Annotated in this window: 15 protein-coding genes and 1 pseudogene; 9 read left to right on the top strand and 7 right to left on the bottom strand. The window is 37.6% G+C overall.

The window, feature by feature from the left end; genetic code table 11:
• On the bottom strand, window positions 1-586 hold a 586-nt coding region (locus ACNHOZ_RS24890), incomplete at its 3' end, for a hypothetical protein (protein ID WP_447697337.1).
• Window positions 587-800: 214 nt separating this feature from the next.
• On the opposite strand from ACNHOZ_RS24890, the gene ACNHOZ_RS24885 reads away from it, so the two are divergent.
• The 7 genes from ACNHOZ_RS24885 to ACNHOZ_RS24855 all read left to right on the top strand — a co-directional run bounded on the left by ACNHOZ_RS24885 (window position 801) and on the right by ACNHOZ_RS24855 (window position 7,726).
• Window positions 801-1,322: a M15 family metallopeptidase gene (locus ACNHOZ_RS24885; protein ID WP_048021637.1), complete on the top strand. Its 522-nt coding sequence runs from the start codon at window positions 801-803 to the stop codon at window positions 1,320-1,322.
• Window positions 1,323-1,798: 476 nt separating this feature from the next.
• The gene (locus ACNHOZ_RS24880; protein WP_028410185.1) at window positions 1,799-2,527 is read left to right on the top strand and encodes an amino acid ABC transporter ATP-binding protein; all 729 of its coding nucleotides are present in this window, start codon (window positions 1,799-1,801) and stop codon (window positions 2,525-2,527) included.
• Between the two features lie 21 nt (window positions 2,528-2,548).
• Entirely contained in the window at window positions 2,549-3,364 is an 816-nt protein-coding gene (locus tag ACNHOZ_RS24875) for a transporter substrate-binding domain-containing protein (RefSeq protein WP_028412504.1), read from the top strand.
• A gap of 74 nt (window positions 3,365-3,438) precedes the next feature.
• Window positions 3,439-4,077: an amino acid ABC transporter permease gene (locus tag ACNHOZ_RS24870; protein ID WP_013055074.1), complete on the top strand. Its 639-nt coding sequence runs from the start codon at window positions 3,439-3,441 to the stop codon at window positions 4,075-4,077.
• Window positions 4,078-4,091: 14 nt separating this feature from the next.
• Window positions 4,092-4,742, top strand: coding sequence for an amino acid ABC transporter permease (locus tag ACNHOZ_RS24865; RefSeq protein WP_025752888.1), 651 nt, complete (start codon window positions 4,092-4,094; stop codon window positions 4,740-4,742).
• 223 nt (window positions 4,743-4,965) lie between these two features.
• Complete coding sequence (locus ACNHOZ_RS24860) at window positions 4,966-6,321, top strand: amino acid permease (protein WP_013055076.1); 1,356 nt, start codon at window positions 4,966-4,968, stop codon at window positions 6,319-6,321.
• Between the two features lie 127 nt (window positions 6,322-6,448).
• Entirely contained in the window at window positions 6,449-7,726 is a 1,278-nt protein-coding gene (locus ACNHOZ_RS24855; protein WP_447697336.1) for a DUF445 domain-containing protein, read from the top strand.
• Window positions 7,727-7,763: 37 nt separating this feature from the next.
• Here the strand turns inward: ACNHOZ_RS24855 and ACNHOZ_RS24850 are convergent, their stop codons facing one another.
• From ACNHOZ_RS24850 to ACNHOZ_RS24825, 6 genes are all read right to left on the bottom strand, one after another.
• Window positions 7,764-8,303 carry a PepSY domain-containing protein gene (locus ACNHOZ_RS24850; protein ID WP_048021632.1) on the bottom strand — a complete coding sequence of 180 codons (540 nt, stop codon included), beginning with the start codon at window positions 8,301-8,303 and terminating at the stop codon, window positions 7,764-7,766.
• A gap of 133 nt (window positions 8,304-8,436) precedes the next feature.
• Window positions 8,437-9,012: a PepSY domain-containing protein gene (locus ACNHOZ_RS24845; RefSeq protein WP_048021630.1), complete on the bottom strand. Its 576-nt coding sequence runs from the start codon at window positions 9,010-9,012 to the stop codon at window positions 8,437-8,439.
• Between the two features lie 72 nt (window positions 9,013-9,084).
• Window positions 9,085-10,431, bottom strand: a complete 1,347-nt coding sequence (locus ACNHOZ_RS24840; RefSeq protein WP_048021629.1) for a HAMP domain-containing sensor histidine kinase — start codon at window positions 10,429-10,431, stop codon at window positions 9,085-9,087.
• 3 nt (window positions 10,432-10,434) lie between these two features.
• A complete protein-coding gene (locus ACNHOZ_RS24835) occupies window positions 10,435-11,127 on the bottom strand; it encodes a response regulator transcription factor (protein ID WP_048021627.1) in 693 nt (230 codons plus the stop codon).
• Window positions 11,128-11,207: 80 nt separating this feature from the next.
• Complete coding sequence (locus ACNHOZ_RS24830) at window positions 11,208-12,803, bottom strand: sensor histidine kinase (protein WP_230683534.1); 1,596 nt, start codon at window positions 12,801-12,803, stop codon at window positions 11,208-11,210.
• A 155-nt stretch (window positions 12,804-12,958) separates the two neighbouring features.
• Window positions 12,959-13,684, bottom strand: a complete 726-nt coding sequence (locus ACNHOZ_RS24825; protein ID WP_048021623.1) for a response regulator transcription factor — start codon at window positions 13,682-13,684, stop codon at window positions 12,959-12,961.
• Window positions 13,685-13,854: 170 nt separating this feature from the next.
• On the opposite strand from ACNHOZ_RS24825, the gene ACNHOZ_RS24820 reads away from it, so the two are divergent.
• Both ACNHOZ_RS24820 and ACNHOZ_RS24815 read left to right on the top strand, forming a co-directional pair.
• Window positions 13,855-15,069: a DUF418 domain-containing protein gene (locus ACNHOZ_RS24820; RefSeq protein WP_048021621.1), complete on the top strand. Its 1,215-nt coding sequence runs from the start codon at window positions 13,855-13,857 to the stop codon at window positions 15,067-15,069.
• Window positions 15,070-15,093: 24 nt separating this feature from the next.
• Window positions 15,094-15,789 (top strand): annotated as a pseudogene (locus tag ACNHOZ_RS24815) (ABC transporter permease); the annotation flags it as partial.

Below are 15,789 nucleotides of genomic sequence, written 5' to 3'. Positions count from 1 at the left end.
GATCCATAATAGCTTTGGCTTTTTTCTTAGTGGCTGCATCTAGATTGCTAAAAGGACCGCCTTTATGTTCAGGAAAGTCTACGCCAAGTTCTTTTAATTTGGCTTCAGCTTGTTCCTTAGTCAGGGTGCCGTCGCGAAGCTGATCCATAATAGCTTTGGCTTTTTTCTTAGTGGCTGCATCTAGATTGCTAAAAGGACCGCCTTTATGTTCAGGAAAGTCTACGCCAAGTTCTTTTAATTTGGCTTCAGCTTGTTCCTTAGTCAGGGTACCGTCGCGAAGCTGATCCATAATAGCTTTCGCTTTTGCCTTTGTACCAGCATCTAAATTGCTAAAGGGGCCTTCTTTATGATGCTGAGGTAAGCTTACGCCGAGTTTCTGTAATTTTTCCTGTGCTTTTTTCATAATATCATCAACTTTTTGTTGTGTTGCATCACTCGTAGTTGTTGTATTGCCATTTGTTCGCTCTACAACCGTTGAAGAGCTTGTTTCATCTTTGCTTGCTGCAAATGCCGTGGAGTTTGCAGCGGCCATAACTCCTAGTGTTAAACCGCTTGCCATGATATAACCGAATAGTTTCTTTTTCATGCTGTTGTCACTCCTTAAAAGTTATAGGGGTGTGGTACAGAGCTGTCCACAATTGTTAATGTAACCACCAATAGTGAAAAAATGGTGAAAATAGATAAAAAACGAAAAAATATAGACGTTTGTTGAACACTACAGCTCTTTTATTGGATAACAAAATGAAATTCGATATGATTTTATCTAAGTAACAGCAAAAAAGAATGGAGACTTTATATAGATGAACGTTCTTAAAAAATTGGCAATAGCTTTGATAGTTGTGATAGCGGTAAGCCTGTTATTTTTGTTTCGCGATGAGTTAAAGCCAGGTCCAACGTTAAAAGATTTTTCAGGAGCAGCTGAGTTGCATCCTGTCGTAGAAGAAAAGAAAAATAAACTTGTTCAACAAGCAAACGACCAAGGAATCTCGATTGTCATTACGGAAGGTTTCCGTTCAAAAGAAGAACAAGATAAGCTTTATGCAAAAGGCAGGACGGAAGAAGGTAACATTGTTACCTATTCAAAGGGCGGCCAGTCTTATCATAACTATGGACTAGCTATTGATTTTGCTATTGGGTTAAAAGACGGACAAGTTATTTGGGACATGAAATATGACGGTAATAACAATAATCGGTCTGATTGGATGGAGGTTGTAGATATCGCAAAAAGTTTAGGGTTTGAATGGGGAGGAGATTGGCAAGGTTTTAAAGACTATCCGCATTTTCAAATGAGTCCGGAAAATATAAAAGGCCACACACGCTAATAAAGCGTGTGTTTTTTAGAGAAATAATATAATTTTACTATATTTATGTCAGAACCTCTAACATGAATGGAAGCTTGCATTTACTTTTTTTATTAATTTACTGCTAAGAGAATTATATATATTAATATAATAAAATGATAGACAGATAATTAGAAAAAGGGCTGATTAGAGAGAACTGCCCTAGAAAAATGAAAGACAATTCGTATAAAGATATGCGTTAACTAATATAATCTATTGATTAAGCTGATACAAGTACCTTCAGCCTAGCGAACGTATGCTTACATATCGGCAAATGCCAACAAAACCTTTTATTTTTCTAGCATATTTTATTTGAAGATAGTTCATTTTGATTACAAAAAAGAGATAATTTGTCAACTGTTGACTTTGCTTTAAGGGTAAGAATATAATTTTTAACATATTTTAAATATTTTAAAAATTTAAATATTTATCATTGTTCGTAGATTAGGAGGAGGAAAATGATTGTTTTTGACGGAGTGAACAAATATTACGGTGATTTTCACGTATTAAAAGATATCAATTTAACGATTAAAAAAGGTGAAGTTGTCGTCGTAATTGGACCTTCGGGTTCGGGTAAAAGCACGATGCTGCGATGCATAAATTATTTAGAAACAATATCTAACGGACAATTGACGGTAAATAATATATTGGTTGCAGATAAAAAAACAAATATTAACAAACTGCGCCGCAATATAGGTATGGTTTTTCAGCATTTTTATTTATATCCGCACAAAACGGTTTTAGAAAATATCACCTTAGCGCCTATGAAAGTACTGGGACAGTCGTCAGAAGAAGCTAAGAAAACAGCTCTATACTATTTGGATAAAGTAGGAATCGGTGAAAAAGCCAACGCCTACCCATCCCAGCTTTCAGGTGGCCAGCAGCAGCGTGTAGCCATTGCGAGGGGACTTGCGATGAAACCAGAGATTATGCTTTTTGATGAGCCTACCTCTGCTCTTGATCCAGAAATGATTGGAGAAGTGCTGGATGTCATGAAAACATTGGCTAAAGAAGGAATGACGATGGTAGTTGTAACTCATGAAATGGGGTTTGCTAAAGAAGTAGCAGACCGCATTGTATTTATGGATCAAGGAAAAATCTTAGAAGAGGCAACTCCGGCTGAGTTTTATGAAAACCCGCAAGAAGAAAGGGCGCGTTTATTTCTTAGCCGTATTTTAAATCATTAATTGTTTAATAGGGGGAGTAATATGAAGAAATCAAAAACGTTTTTAAAGGCAGCCGTGCTTTCATTAGCAGCGGCTATGATGTTAGCGGCTTGTGGAGGAAAAAGTGAAGAAACGAGTGGATCATCAGCTAAAAAAGATGCGCTCACTGAAATTAAAGACAGAGGGAAAATTATCATTGGAGTTAAAAATGATACGCGCTTATTTGGCTTAAAGAATCCAAAGACGGGTGAAGTAGAAGGTTTTGATGTTGATATTTCTAAGCAGCTGGCTAAAGAGATTTTAGGAGATGAAAACAAGGTAGAATTTAAAGAAGTTACGTCCAAGACAAGGGTTCCTCTTCTTCAAAAAGGAGATATTGACGCTGTTGTTGCAACAATGACCATCACAGATGAGCGTAAAAAAGAAGTGGATTTTACGGATGTGTATTTTCAAGCTGGCCAGTCTCTTCTTGTGAAAAAAGGCAGTAAAATTAAAAGCGTTGATGATTTGAAGAAAGGTACTAAAGTGTTGGCTGTTAAAGGATCAACTTCAGCTATTAATATTCGCGAAAAAGCACCGGAGACAACGGTATTAGAGTTTGAAAACTATGCAGAAGCATTTACCGCTTTAAAATCTAAGCAAGGAGATGCTTTAACAACTGATGATGCTATTCTTTATGGAATGGCTGATGAAGATCCTTCTTATGAATTAGTAGGAAAGCCGTTCACAGAAGAGCCTTATGGCATTGCTGTGAAAAAAGGAAACAAAGAGCTTGTAGATGCATTAAACGATGCGCTTAAAAAGATGAAAGACTCTGGAAAATATGATGAAATTCACGACAAGTGGATCAAACAATAAGCGTACAGTTTTCTTTTCTCAGGATGAGCAGCATTATGCTCATCCTGCTTGTTTAGTTGAAAGGAGGAAGAAAATTGCTGGATTTTTCAATTCTGACGAACAATATGGATCTTTATTTAGAAGGTTTTAAGTACACCATTATCGCCAGTCTGATTGCTTTAGTGGCCAGTTTTGTACTTGGTACAATCATTGCGGTAATGCGAATAGCCCCTCTCAAAATAGTAAATGTAATTGGCACTGTCTACGTAGAGTTTATTCGAAATATTCCACTTGTGGTTATCGTCTTTTTTATTTTTATTGTGGCAGGAATCAGCGGTACAGCAGCCGGAGTGCTGGGATTAACTATTTATACGGCAGCTTTTATAGCCGAAGCCATACGAGCGGGAATTATGGCAGTTCCAAAAGGGCAGCTTGAAGCGGCGCGTTCATCCGGCCTTACGTACGGTCAGGCTATGCGATTCATTATATTGCCTCAAGCCATTAAAATTGTCATTCCTCCTCTTGGGAATCAATTTATTAATTTAGTGAAAAACTCATCCGTGTTAGGGATTGTTGCTGGTTTTGATTTAATGTATCAGGCAGATCTTGTTTCCTCTCAAACTTATGTAGTGTTTGATGTGTATATTTTTGTTGCTCTGTTTTATTTAGTTCTAACCATTCCGTTGAGTTTAGGAGTTGGTTATCTTGAGAAACGTCTTGGTAAAACAAGCTGAAAGGAGTGAAAGTGATGGATTTTATGGGTGCTTATTCTCCTGATCACCTTTCCTTCTTAATGGAAGGATTTTGGGTCACTTTAAAAGTGGCATTCATTTCGATTGTGTTAAGTTTTCTTATTGGAAGTATAGTAGGTATTTTAAGGTATGCCCGCATTCCAGTTCTGTCTCATGTACTCGCTTTTGTCGTAGAAATTATCCGGAATTTGCCGCTTCTTTTAATCATCTTTTTTACATACTTTGCTTTACCTGAAATCGGAATTGATATGGAAATTACGTCAGCAGCGATTGTGGCCCTCACTGTATTTGAATCTGCTATGATTTCAGAAATTATCCGAAGCGGATTAAAATCAATTGAAAAAGGACAAATTGAAGCGGCACGTTCATCAGGTTTAAACTATTACCAAACGCTTCGTTTTATTGTATTGCCACAAGCTTTGCGACGAATGGTACCTCCTTTAGTTAGTCAATTTATTTCCTTATTAAAAGATACGTCGCTTGCAGTAGTGATCGCACTTCCTGATTTGCTGCATAACGCTCAAATCATTTACGGACAGAAACAAAGTTACGTAGTCCCAATGTTTTTGATCATCGCGATGATGTATTTTATTGTAAACTATGCTTTATCCATCATTGCAAGAAGACTAGAAGTCAAAAGGGTGTAGATACTCTTTTGACTTTATTTTTGGAAAATAAATAACATTGACAATGTATTAATTCAACGCATAAAATGACTAAAGTAACAGTGGTAAAATCAGATCATTTTCATTCAACATAGAGAAGAAAAACAGTGTTGGTTCACCCCCTACTGAATATCCGGTAGGGGTTTTTGCGCAAGAAGTGATTTGGTTAAACTAACACGTAAAATGAACAGAAGGGACGGGCATCATGGAAAAACAAGATCAAAATTTAAAAAAAGGTCTGTTGCCTCGTCATGTGCAGCTCATTGCGCTTGCCGGTATGATTGGGACAGGTATTTTTAAAGGTAGTGCTGATACGCTAGGTATTGCAGGACCAAGTGTGGTACTGGCGTATTTATTTGGCGGTCTTATCTTATTTATTGTAATGACAGCATTGGCGGAGATGGCAATTGTCTATCCGAATATGAACGTACAAAATTTAGTGCATAAGGCATTCGGTACGCAAACCTCTTTTATTGTAGGGTGGCTGTATTGGGTGAACTGGATTGTCGTGACAGTTGTTGAACTGCTTGCGGGAGGAAGCTTTTTGAAGTTTTGGTTCCCTTCTGTACCTCTTTGGCTCTTAAGCTTTCTCTGTGCAGTGCTGATTGTAGGGATGAATTTATTTCAAGTTAAGTATTACGGAGAAATTGAGTTTTGGTTTGCCGGTATTAAAGTAATTGCTCTTACCGCTTTTATCATTTTGGGAGCTTTCATTTTATTCGGTGTGATTCCAAGTGATGTGCAAAATCCCTGGGCAAATTATACGGCTCATGGAGGCTTTTTCCCTCACGGCATGAGTGGTGTGCTGAGTGCCTTTTTAATTGTGATGTTCTCTTACGGCGGAGCTGAATTAATTGGTGTGGCCGTAACGGAAACAAAAGATGTGAAAAACGTGTTACCGAAAGTGATCAAAGGCACAGTATGGCGGGTGATTGGCTTTTATATTTTGCCTATTTTAATTATTTGCGGCCTTATGCCCTGGAATTCTGTATCAGGACAAGACAGTCCATTTGTGCAAGTGTTTAGTATCACCGGACTGCCGGGTGCGGCTCATATTATGAACTTCGTTTTATTAACGGCTGTTTTATCAGCAGCGAATTCAGGGATGTATGCAACTTCGCGTACGCTCTATGCTATGGCTCAAAGCGGAGAAGCATCAAAGCGCTTCTTGAAAGTTTCGAAAAACGGTATTCCGATTAATGGTTTGATGATTACGGCTGTTTGTATTTTAATGGGTGTGTTTTTAGCTTATAAAACACCGGATAATGTAATTAGTTATTTAATGACCATTCCCGGCTTCACGATTATTCTTATTTGGGTAAGTATTTGTTTAGCTCAATTAAAGCTGCGTAAAGGGTATAAAGAAAAGCCGTTTTTCGCATTAAAGTGGTTTCCTTATACAACGCTCTTTGCAACAGCAGCACTGCTTGTTATTTTTGTATCATTTATGTTTAACAAAAACAATGTGATTGGATCCAGTGTATGTGCGGTTATCTTGGTCGTACTCCTCATTTTTTCATTTATTAATAAAAGTCGAAAAGAAAAAAAGTTTGAAGTATAGCAAAAAGGCAATATACTAGAAAGACGAGGGTAAAAGCTTGTCTTTCTTTTTTTGCGAAAATTTCTGTATCACGTTACATATTTCTAGATGAAATGTTTAGTTAAATAAATAAAGGATGAGGACTACAATGGAATCAAATAATGTATTTACAACAAATCCAAAGAAGAAATCAAAGCACTTAGCCACGATTTCTTTGGCGATTATGGGAGTGGGCTTCGTTGCCACCATGCCTTTTGGTGATTCAATTTGGGGTCGGTTGCTTCAAGGTGGGTTCGAAGCTGGATTAGTCGGCGGATTAGCGGATTGGTTTGCCGTTACGGCTCTTTTTCGTCACCCTTTAGGCATTCCTATTCCACACACTGCGCTGCTTCCTAAAAACAGACAGCGTATTACAAGAGGGCTAGTCTCAACCCTTGAAAACGACTGGCTGTCAAAAGAAAGTATTCAAGAAAAAGTAAAAAGAATTGCGTTTACACAGCGTTTGCTTCCGATTGTTCGAAAAGGTGTTCATTCGGAAACGATTCAACAAAAAGGAACCGCACTGCTTGTTGATGCGATTAATCGTGTGGATACAGAGAAAGTCGTTCCTATTATTGAAAAAGAGCTCAAATCATCGCTTTCAGCAATAGAGTTAAAGCCTATTGTGCATTCGATTGTTGGAGAAGTGGTGAAAAATCAGTATGATGAAAAAGCGCTTGATGTTCTTTTAAATAAAGGGGAGAGCTGGATTAAAAAAGAAGAAACGCAGTATCAGCTCGGAAGTATTGCTAAAAATGCGCTTGATAATATTGAGCTTGATGGTATTTTACAATTTGCTCTCAAATCATTTCAAAGCATGATTAATGAAGAGAAGCTAGGGTCTATTTTGCAAAATTTATTGCTTTCTATTACAGGGCGTCTTCGTAACGAAGAGGATGAATACCGCCTTGCTTTGGTAAACGGAATTAGAAAAGAGCTGCAAGGCTTGGAGCACAATGAAGAGCTTCTTGAGAAATTAGAAGCATGGAAACAAAAAATTATTAATGAATTAAATGTAACGAATAAATTAACAGAAATCGTCGATAAAATGAAAGCGAAAGTGGCGGCATTTATTGAAAGCCCTGAATTTATGAAAAGCTACGCCGTTCCTTACGTAGAGAGCTGGCTGGATGCTCTTGAAGGGGATGCACAGCGTCAAGAAGCAATTGATACGGCTATTCAAAAGCAAATCATGAGTTTTGTAGACGAGAATCATTCAAAAATTGGGCAGCTTGTTCAAGAAAACTTAGATAAATTAGATGATGAAACGCTTGTGGATATGATGGAAAACAATGTCGGAAAAGATTTGCAGTGGATTCGAGTGAACGGAGCTCTATGTGGATTCTTGATTGGTATTGTGTTAACGGTTATTAAATTAGCGGTATAAAAAAGAAGCACGCTCCTTTTGGAGCGTGCTTTTTCTATTAATCATCTATTTCTACACTGATTACGTCGCCGTTTTTGGCATCTACTGAAACAGTTGCTTCACGTTTATCGGCTGTGTCAATTTCGATTTCATATACTAAACGGTTGTTTTCTTGGTCTAAATCCGTTTCGTTAACGGTTCCTTTAGCACTCTTTAAAGCTGTTTTTATCGCTTGATCTAATGAAATAGCAGGGGAAGCGTTTTGGAGATTCTCTTCTTTCTTATCTTCATCGTCTTTTTGGTCTTCATCAAATTCAATGATTTTACCACTGCTGCTGTCAATATCTACATCGTATTCTTTATTACCTTTTGTGATATCTACTTCATATTGTTTAACGCCGTCATCTACGGCTAATTGGATATTTGTAATGTCACCGCCGTCTGTTTTTTGAAGAGCAATGTCTTTTGCCTTTGCTTCTTCAATCGTTTTGGTTTGCTTCTTGTCATTGCTTTTGGACTGATCCGTCATGGCATATGCACTTGCACCTAATCCACCGACTAATACTGCACTGGCTAAAACGGTTGTAATAACTTTCATATATTACGGCCTCCTTGATTTGTTGTTAAGACTATCTTAGCCCATGAACTTTAAAGGAAAAGAAGAAGAAGTTTAAAATTTTCTTAGAAATAAATAAAGGTGTATAAAAAAAGCACAGCTTTCCGCTGTACTTTTAGTCGTCGTCATTTTCGTAGGTGATGGAATCTACATGCCCAGAGTAAGCGTTTATCATTACTTTAGCTTCTCTTGTTTTAGACTGATCAATTTCGACTTCGTAGAAGGTTTGGCCTTCTTCCTCTTCTATTTCAACTGAGGAAAACGTTCCTTTTACTTTTTGTAAAGCAATATCTCTTGCTTGTTCCATTGAAATGAGAGGCTCGTCGGATGTAGGAGAAACGGGTGGCTGCTCGCTCTTTTTTTGTTCTTTTTCTGTATTATTTTTAGTTTGAGTAGACGTTTGTTTCTCTACTTTTTGTTTGATTAATGACTGGACTTCTCCATTTTCTCCATTTACTGTGATGTGGTATGGAATATCATCTTTAAGCAAAGTAATTAGATAAATCGGTTCATCATCTTTTTGAGAAAAGCTTGCATTTTCAATTGTGCCGCCATATTTCTGCTGAATCATACGGCTGATTTCAGACTCGGATAAAATGGTATCAGATCGATTCATTGCTTTTGCTATTCCGTAAAAGCAAGCTGAACCAACGGCAAGAAAAATAAGTATAAAAAGCACCGTTTTCTTCATACATTCACCTCCAGTATTATGAAAAATAGTATAGCAGGCAATTCTTAAAAATCTCTAAGAAACGGTGAGAAATCAAAGAGGAAAGCAAACCGTTACGGATGTCCCTTTTCCTTCATCGCTGCTAATCTCAATACGTCCGCTATGGGCTTCTACAATCTTTCGAGCAATGGATAATCCAAGCCCTGAACCACCGGTTTCTCGATTTCTTGCTTTATCTACGCGAAAAAAGCGTTCGTACACGTTTGATAAGTCTTCTTTTGGGATACCAATTCCTTGATCTGTGACCGTAATCATAAAGCTTTCGCTTCTTGCTATAGTTACTTCCACTGCTTTTTCACTATATTTAATGGCATTATCTAAGAGGATGTACAGCAGCTGCTTTAAGCGTTTTTCATCCGCTGTTACGACGGGATGATCCGTTTTTATATTTAAATAAATGGTTCGTTCAAAAGCTTGTTCTAGATGCTTGATTGTTTGGTTACAGACGGCCGCCGCATCTACGTGTTCCATGTGAAGCTCCCACTGCGACTCATCTTTCGCAAGCACCAGCATTTGAGACGTAAGCTGTTTCATGCGTAAAGACTCAGAGTGAATGGCTTCGATGGCTTCTTCTAAAATATCTGGACGCTTCATCCCCCATCGTTTTAGCATATTGGCATAGCTTTCTACCACGGTAAGTGGTGTTTTTAATTCATGAGAAGCATCCGATACGAACTGCTCTTGCTTTTTATAGTTTTCCTCTAATAAATCCATCATATTATTAAAGGTATTGGCCATTTGATCTAACTCATCTTTAGAAGAAGAAGAGAGGTCAATTTTTTTAAATGTGCGAGACACTTGAATTTCTTCCATAGTATGAATAAGAGATTTGATAGGCCGCAAAATAATTTTACTTAAAAGCCGTCCGGCAAATATGGTCGGAATTAATATAACAAGAGAGGCAATGAGCAAGATAAATTTTAATGTCTGCAGAGATTGTTCCACATCTGCCAGCTGTTCTGTGACTTCCAAAGAAACAACTTCGCCGTCCGTCCAAATGACGGGAGTATGCGAAATTGCGTATAGGTGGCCGTCGTCTTCTTTGATGGTTGTTTGTTCATTTGAATAATAAGAATAAGGCAGGTCCTGAAGCTCTTTCGTTTGATCAGTAACCGATACAACTAAAGGACTCCCTGATTTAGGTAAAATACGAATCATTCCGTTAGGAGGTAAATAGGCACGAAGCAAATTGGCTTGTTTAACCGTCGAACTTGTTTGTTTTAGCCCATTTGTTACGTTGCTTGTTTCTGCTTGCAAACGTTCAATTGCATTGTCTTCCATGGTTTTCTTGAAAATGAAGTAAATCGAGCTGTTCGCAATCACTAGCAGAATAAAAAGCAGCACAGTTGATGTAAGGATAATCTTTGTTTGCAGTTTCATGAGCTACTCCTTAAGCATATAGCCAACGCCCCGCACTGTTTGAATGTAGGGTGTTGAAAATGGAGCATCAATTTTTTTGCGCAAATAACGAATGTATACGTATACAATATTCGTGTCTCCGTAGTAATCGAATCCCCATACGTTTGTAAGAAGCTGTTCAAAGCTCAGCACTTGATTGTTGTTTTGAAGCATATAGACAAGCAAATCATATTCTTTAGGAGTCAGCTCAATAGCTTCATTTTCACGCGTGACTTCTCGCGTTTTTTCATTCACAACTAGAGTTCCTAGCTGCAGAGTATCTGGTTCTTTTTCAGCAGGAGATGCTGATGTAGGATGGCGAAGCCAGACGCGGATACGTGCAAAAAGCTCCTCAATTTGAAAAGGCTTTGTAATGTAATCGTTCGCTCCTAAATCTAGTCCGCTTACCTTATCAGGAAGGGCGTCTCGAGCGGTTAATAAGATAACGGGCGTCTGATCATTGTTTGCTCGAATGCGACGAAGTACTTCAAGTCCGCTCAGTTCAGGAAGCATCACATCTAAAAGCAGCAAATCCCAATTGTGTTCTTGAAACTCTGCCAATCCTTCTGTCCCTGTATAAGCCATGCCCGTTTCGTACCCTTCGTGTTCAAGTTCGAGCTGAATTAAACGAGCAATTTTGCGCTCATCTTCTACAATTAAAATTCTGCCTTTACTCAAAAAAATTCCCCCTTGTGTCTATGTATAGTTGCGTACATTATAGCATGGAGAGGATTGAGGTGTATAAAAGCAGCTGGAGGTTAGCCCGGCTGCTGATTGGTTGAAAGAGGAATATGTAAGGTAATGGAAGTGCCTTGGTTAGGAGTGGATTTCACTTCAATATGCCCTTTATGAAGTTCGCAAATGGCCTTTGCGATACTCATGCCAAGTCCAGCACCTTCTGTTTTTTCGGTTGTATTTGTGCCGCGGTAATAGCGGTCAAATAAATTTTTCTGCGTTTCTTCATCCATTCCAATTCCATCATCTTGAATTGTAATCAAGACGTGGTCACTTTTTAGAATGGTCAAAATTGTAATAGTGGTGTTCTCCGGATTATGTTTAATAGCATTAAAAATTAGGTTATCAACCATTCTTTCAAACCAGCGCGGGTCAGCTTGAATAAAAGGTTGAAGGTGAACGGGTACATAAGAGAATTGAACATTTTTAATAGTTCGATCGTTAACGAATTTTAAAACAATATGCTGAAGCAATTGATGAACGTCCACTTTTTTTGTTTCTAAGGCAACCACATTATTTTTGAGCTTAAAGGCCAGTGAAAAATCTTCTACAAGCCCCACCATATATTCACTTTTGTCACGCAGAGTTTGGCCAATTTCTTTTAGCTCTTCTTCGTTCCAATCATAATAGCCGCTTTCAAGCATATGACCATATCCTTGAATCGTCGAAAGGGGGGTTCGCAAATCATGTGATATTCCCGTCATCCATTCTTCACGAGTGGTTTCTAGCTGCTTTCGTTCTTTTTCAGCTAAGCTAAGCTGCTCCGCCATCTCATAAAAAGCTGTGATTACTTCTGAATACAAACGATATTGAAAACGTACTTTTCCATTCTTCCGAAAGACGCGCTTCCGCTCTTTTTCTGTTAGCACTTCTGAATAGTTTCCGCTTCCCATGCGTCCGAGCCAGCTGGTGAAGAGAAGTAAGGGCCCACCGTAGCGAAAAGCGTTCCAGATTGAAATAGATATAGTTGCTAAAAGAACTGAAGCAGTAACAATAACTGCGCCAATTACTAGTTTTTTAATAATTGAGTAGTCAGAAATAGTTTGATGTTTGTTAGGGGTATGAAAAATCCAGGAATAATTTTTCTTTGAATCATGAAAGATTGTAGCTGTAGATTCATATTTATCTTTTTCAATTTTTCGGGAAATAATGTCTAAAGGCTCATACTGTTGTTTTGTTTTGGACATTCGAAAGGAAGAGACAACTTTACCTTGGTTGTTAATAACTTGTAGAGAAGCATCCTTACTTAATAACTGCTTTTCTAATTGAGGTACTTTTTCCGTTATTGGAAGACCGTCTTGGCTGTAGTTTTTATATAAATCGTATAACTGGTCTTTTAATTCATTTTTATAGCCTAGTATGTAGTATGTAGGTTGTACAAGAAACGTATCCAGTTCTGTGACGATATGATAGTTTCGAAATTTTTTCTGTTTTTCAATATCGAGAAGTTGAGTAATTGTATAATGTTTAGGGATATTCTTAGGAGTATTGACTTCTCCAATTACATCTCCTTTTTTGTTTACTACTTGATACCATAAGTTTTCACTTTTAATTTCTTTTGTTAAATCTTTTGGTATAGTAGCTTTTCCATTTTCAATAACTGTATCAGTTGTTAACATGCTTAGAGATCCTGTAGGAAAGTCTCTTCTTATATCTTGATTCGTAAGATATACAGCTATAAATATAAAACAACAAAAAATAACACAGCAAATGCAAATAGAAGTCATAATAAACTGAAACGAAAAATGAAAGGTCAACCTTCTTTTAATTGATTTCATAGTGCTTTTCCATTCACTAATTTATATCCAAGCCCTCGTACCGTAACTAAGTGTTGTGGACTGCTAGGGTTATCTTCGATTCTTTCTCTAATTCTTCGAATATGAACGGTTACCGTATTATCGTCTACGAACTGGTTATATCCCCAAACGGCTTCAAGCAGCTGTGATTTAGAAAGAATCACGTTCATGTTTTTACAAAAATGAAGTAGCAGCAAAAATACTTGTGCGGGGCAAGCAACCGTTTGACCATCTACAATGAGCTCTCCAGCGGATTCATCTACGATAAAACGATCAAACTCATAGCGATTTGAAGGCTGTAATTCCATTTTTACAGGACTTCTTTCCGTCAGCGCTTGTTTTCTGCGCAATCGTGCTTTAATTCGTGCCGCAATCTCTAAAGGATTAAATGGCTTGGTTACGTAGTCGTCTCCGCCCATGGCGAAACCCGTTAACACATCCAAGTCAGATACTTTGGCTGTTATGAACAGGATATATGCGTTTGAGAGCTCACGGATTTTAGGACAAATATCAAATCCGCTTTTATCGGGAAGCATGACGTCCAACAAAATAATATCAATCGTTTTATTATGTAAAACATCTAGCGCTTCTTGAGCGGTGTGAGCTTTATAGATTTGGTTGAATCCTTCTTTTTTTAATACTGTCTCCAGCATTTTGACAATAGCAATTTCATCATCAACTAGCAAGATAGATGCATCTTCCAATATAAATCACCTCTGTTTCATTTCATACGTATTCGATTTTAGCATAAGAACATTACGAAAAGATTAACAAAATTGGAAAATGTTAAAGAAAAGATAATCTCCCGTTTATTTTCTTGAAAACTTCATTTCATATACTAAATACACAGACACATAGTAAAGGAGTTAAAAGGATGAGTAATGATGTTAGGCGGGTTAAAGTAATTGATAGTATGAGAGGATTCAGCTTGTTTGGTATTTTACTAGCGAATATGCTGATTTTTCAATATGGCATTTACGGAAAGGATATGATTCATCTCTTCTCGCTATCACCAAGTGATTCAGCAGCCTATGTCTTTTTAAAAGTCGCGGTAGAAGAAAGTTTTATGCCAATCTTTACTTTTTTATTCGGTTATTCAATGGTGAAGATGAAAGAAAGCTTAGAAAGAAGTCAGTTAGGAGTAAAAAGGCATTTCTTTCGCCGCTTTCTTCTGCTTCTAGGGTTTGGCCTACTGCATGGAGTACTTTTATGGGAAGGAGATATTCTTACGTTTTACGGAATGATGGGGATATTTTTATTAGTTTTCTTTTTAAACCGTAAAGCTAAAACGCTGTTGGTATGGGCATCGATTTTACTAGTTCTTACGGGAGCAGCTGGTTACGGTTCATTAAACGATAATATGTATCTTCTTAGTGATAAACAAACGCTTACCACATACGTAAAAGATACGATTCATGTGTATGGAAGTGGAACTTATGAACAAATTAAAGACCACCGCAACAACGTTGATCCGATGAATATAGCAGGATATAAATTTGCTTTTGCCTTCTTGTTTACACCATTTATAATGGGTGCTTTATTTTTGTTTGGCATGTACGCAGGGAAGAAAAAGTGGTTTTACGACGTTTCAGCTAATCAAAAACAGTATGGCCGTTGGGCGGCCGTGTTGATTCCGCTTAGCTTACTGTTAAAAGGAACTATGTACGTATGGCCAGATGCTAATTGGGCTGGTTCTACACATATGTTAGGTGGGAGTCTCCTATCTCTTGGTTATATTGCAGGCTTTGCTTGGGTATATGTGAAATGCGAGAGGTCATTTTTGATGAAGGCTTTTGAAAGCGTAGGCAGGATATCGCTTAGTAATTATTTAATGCAAACGGTTATATGCACGACGATTTTTTACGGTTATGGATTAGGTTATTTCGGAAAGCTCGGCATGATAGCAGGGATTTTTGTCTGCATCGGTATATACGGAATTCAGCTGATCGGCAGTTATATGTACGTGCAAAAATTTCAAACTGGACCGGTGGAAAAGCTGCTGCGCATATGGACAAATTTTTCTTGGAACGGAAAGCCCAAAGAGAAAAAAGCTTTACCTGAGGGAATAAATCATCCTTTTGTTGGATGATAGCAGTCAAACTTATGTAAAAAGGAGATTTTAAAAATGTGGGCCATTAGTGTAAAAGAGTTTCAAAGCTTATTTAAAAGTGTTAAATCAATTATCGTTATTTTAATCGTATGCGGTGCTTCCTATGGAATAGCCCATCTAGTTAGTCAACTTGGAGGTCAACTGACGAGCGCACAGATTCGAGATGGAGCCAACGGGGGAATTTTGGTGATGCTTCTCGGGTTCGGACCTTTGTTTATTTCAAGTCTTTCTCATAATGTTATTAATCAAGAAATTAAAACAAGAACAGCCAGGTTTTTAGTTACCAAAACATCAAGAGAGCGTATTGTACTAGGGAAATTCTTGGGAATTTGTTGTTTCTGGCTTGTTTGTATCTCTATTTCTTTTCTACTGATTGGGTTTATTTCGCATCATTTTTCTTTTTATATATTTTTAGAGTGCCTGCTATTCACCGTTTGTATCATTTCATTTGTTTTAATGCTTTCAGCTTTAATACCAAGTCCAACTCATACTATGTTTTTATCAATTATTTTATCGTTTGTTCTACCGGTACTGAGTGGATGGAGCATATTTTCATCAAAAGCGTACATTGCATGGTTTAAGTATGTGACACCCTACTACTATTTAAAGTTGGAGAAAGGGTATTTAACGGTTCTTCTTATTTTTGCAGCACTCTGTTTATGTACGGGACTTTGGAGTTTTAAAAGGAGAGAAGTATAA

This window comes from Priestia sp. D51, from assembly GCF_053345675.1.
Note: the sequence above shows the minus strand (reverse complement) of the source record. Positions and strands in the feature narration are given on the sequence as shown.

Bases quoted from the DNA above. Each gene is read 5' to 3' on its own strand.
- ACNHOZ_RS24850 (WP_048021632.1), bottom strand. From the start codon at position 8,303: ATGAAAGTTATTACAACCGTTTTAGCCAGTGCAGTATTAGTCGGTGGA.
- ACNHOZ_RS24875 (WP_028412504.1), top strand. From the start codon at position 2,549: ATGAAGAAATCAAAAACGTTTTTAAAGGCAGCCGTGCTTTCATTAGCA.
- ACNHOZ_RS24820 (WP_048021621.1), top strand. From the start codon at position 13,855: ATGAGTAATGATGTTAGGCGGGTTAAAGTAATTGATAGTATGAGAGGA.
- ACNHOZ_RS24830 (WP_230683534.1), bottom strand. From the start codon at position 12,803: ATGTTAACAACTGATACAGTTATTGAAAATGGAAAAGCTACTATACCA.
- ACNHOZ_RS24860 (WP_013055076.1), top strand. From the start codon at position 4,966: ATGGAAAAACAAGATCAAAATTTAAAAAAAGGTCTGTTGCCTCGTCAT.
- ACNHOZ_RS24840 (WP_048021629.1), bottom strand. From the start codon at position 10,431: ATGAAACTGCAAACAAAGATTATCCTTACATCAACTGTGCTGCTTTTT.
- ACNHOZ_RS24885 (WP_048021637.1), top strand. From the start codon at position 801: ATGAACGTTCTTAAAAAATTGGCAATAGCTTTGATAGTTGTGATAGCG.
- ACNHOZ_RS24880 (WP_028410185.1), top strand. From the start codon at position 1,799: ATGATTGTTTTTGACGGAGTGAACAAATATTACGGTGATTTTCACGTA.
- ACNHOZ_RS24845 (WP_048021630.1), bottom strand. From the start codon at position 9,012: ATGAAGAAAACGGTGCTTTTTATACTTATTTTTCTTGCCGTTGGTTCA.
- ACNHOZ_RS24855 (WP_447697336.1), top strand. From the start codon at position 6,449: ATGGAATCAAATAATGTATTTACAACAAATCCAAAGAAGAAATCAAAG.
- ACNHOZ_RS24865 (WP_025752888.1), top strand. From the start codon at position 4,092: ATGGATTTTATGGGTGCTTATTCTCCTGATCACCTTTCCTTCTTAATG.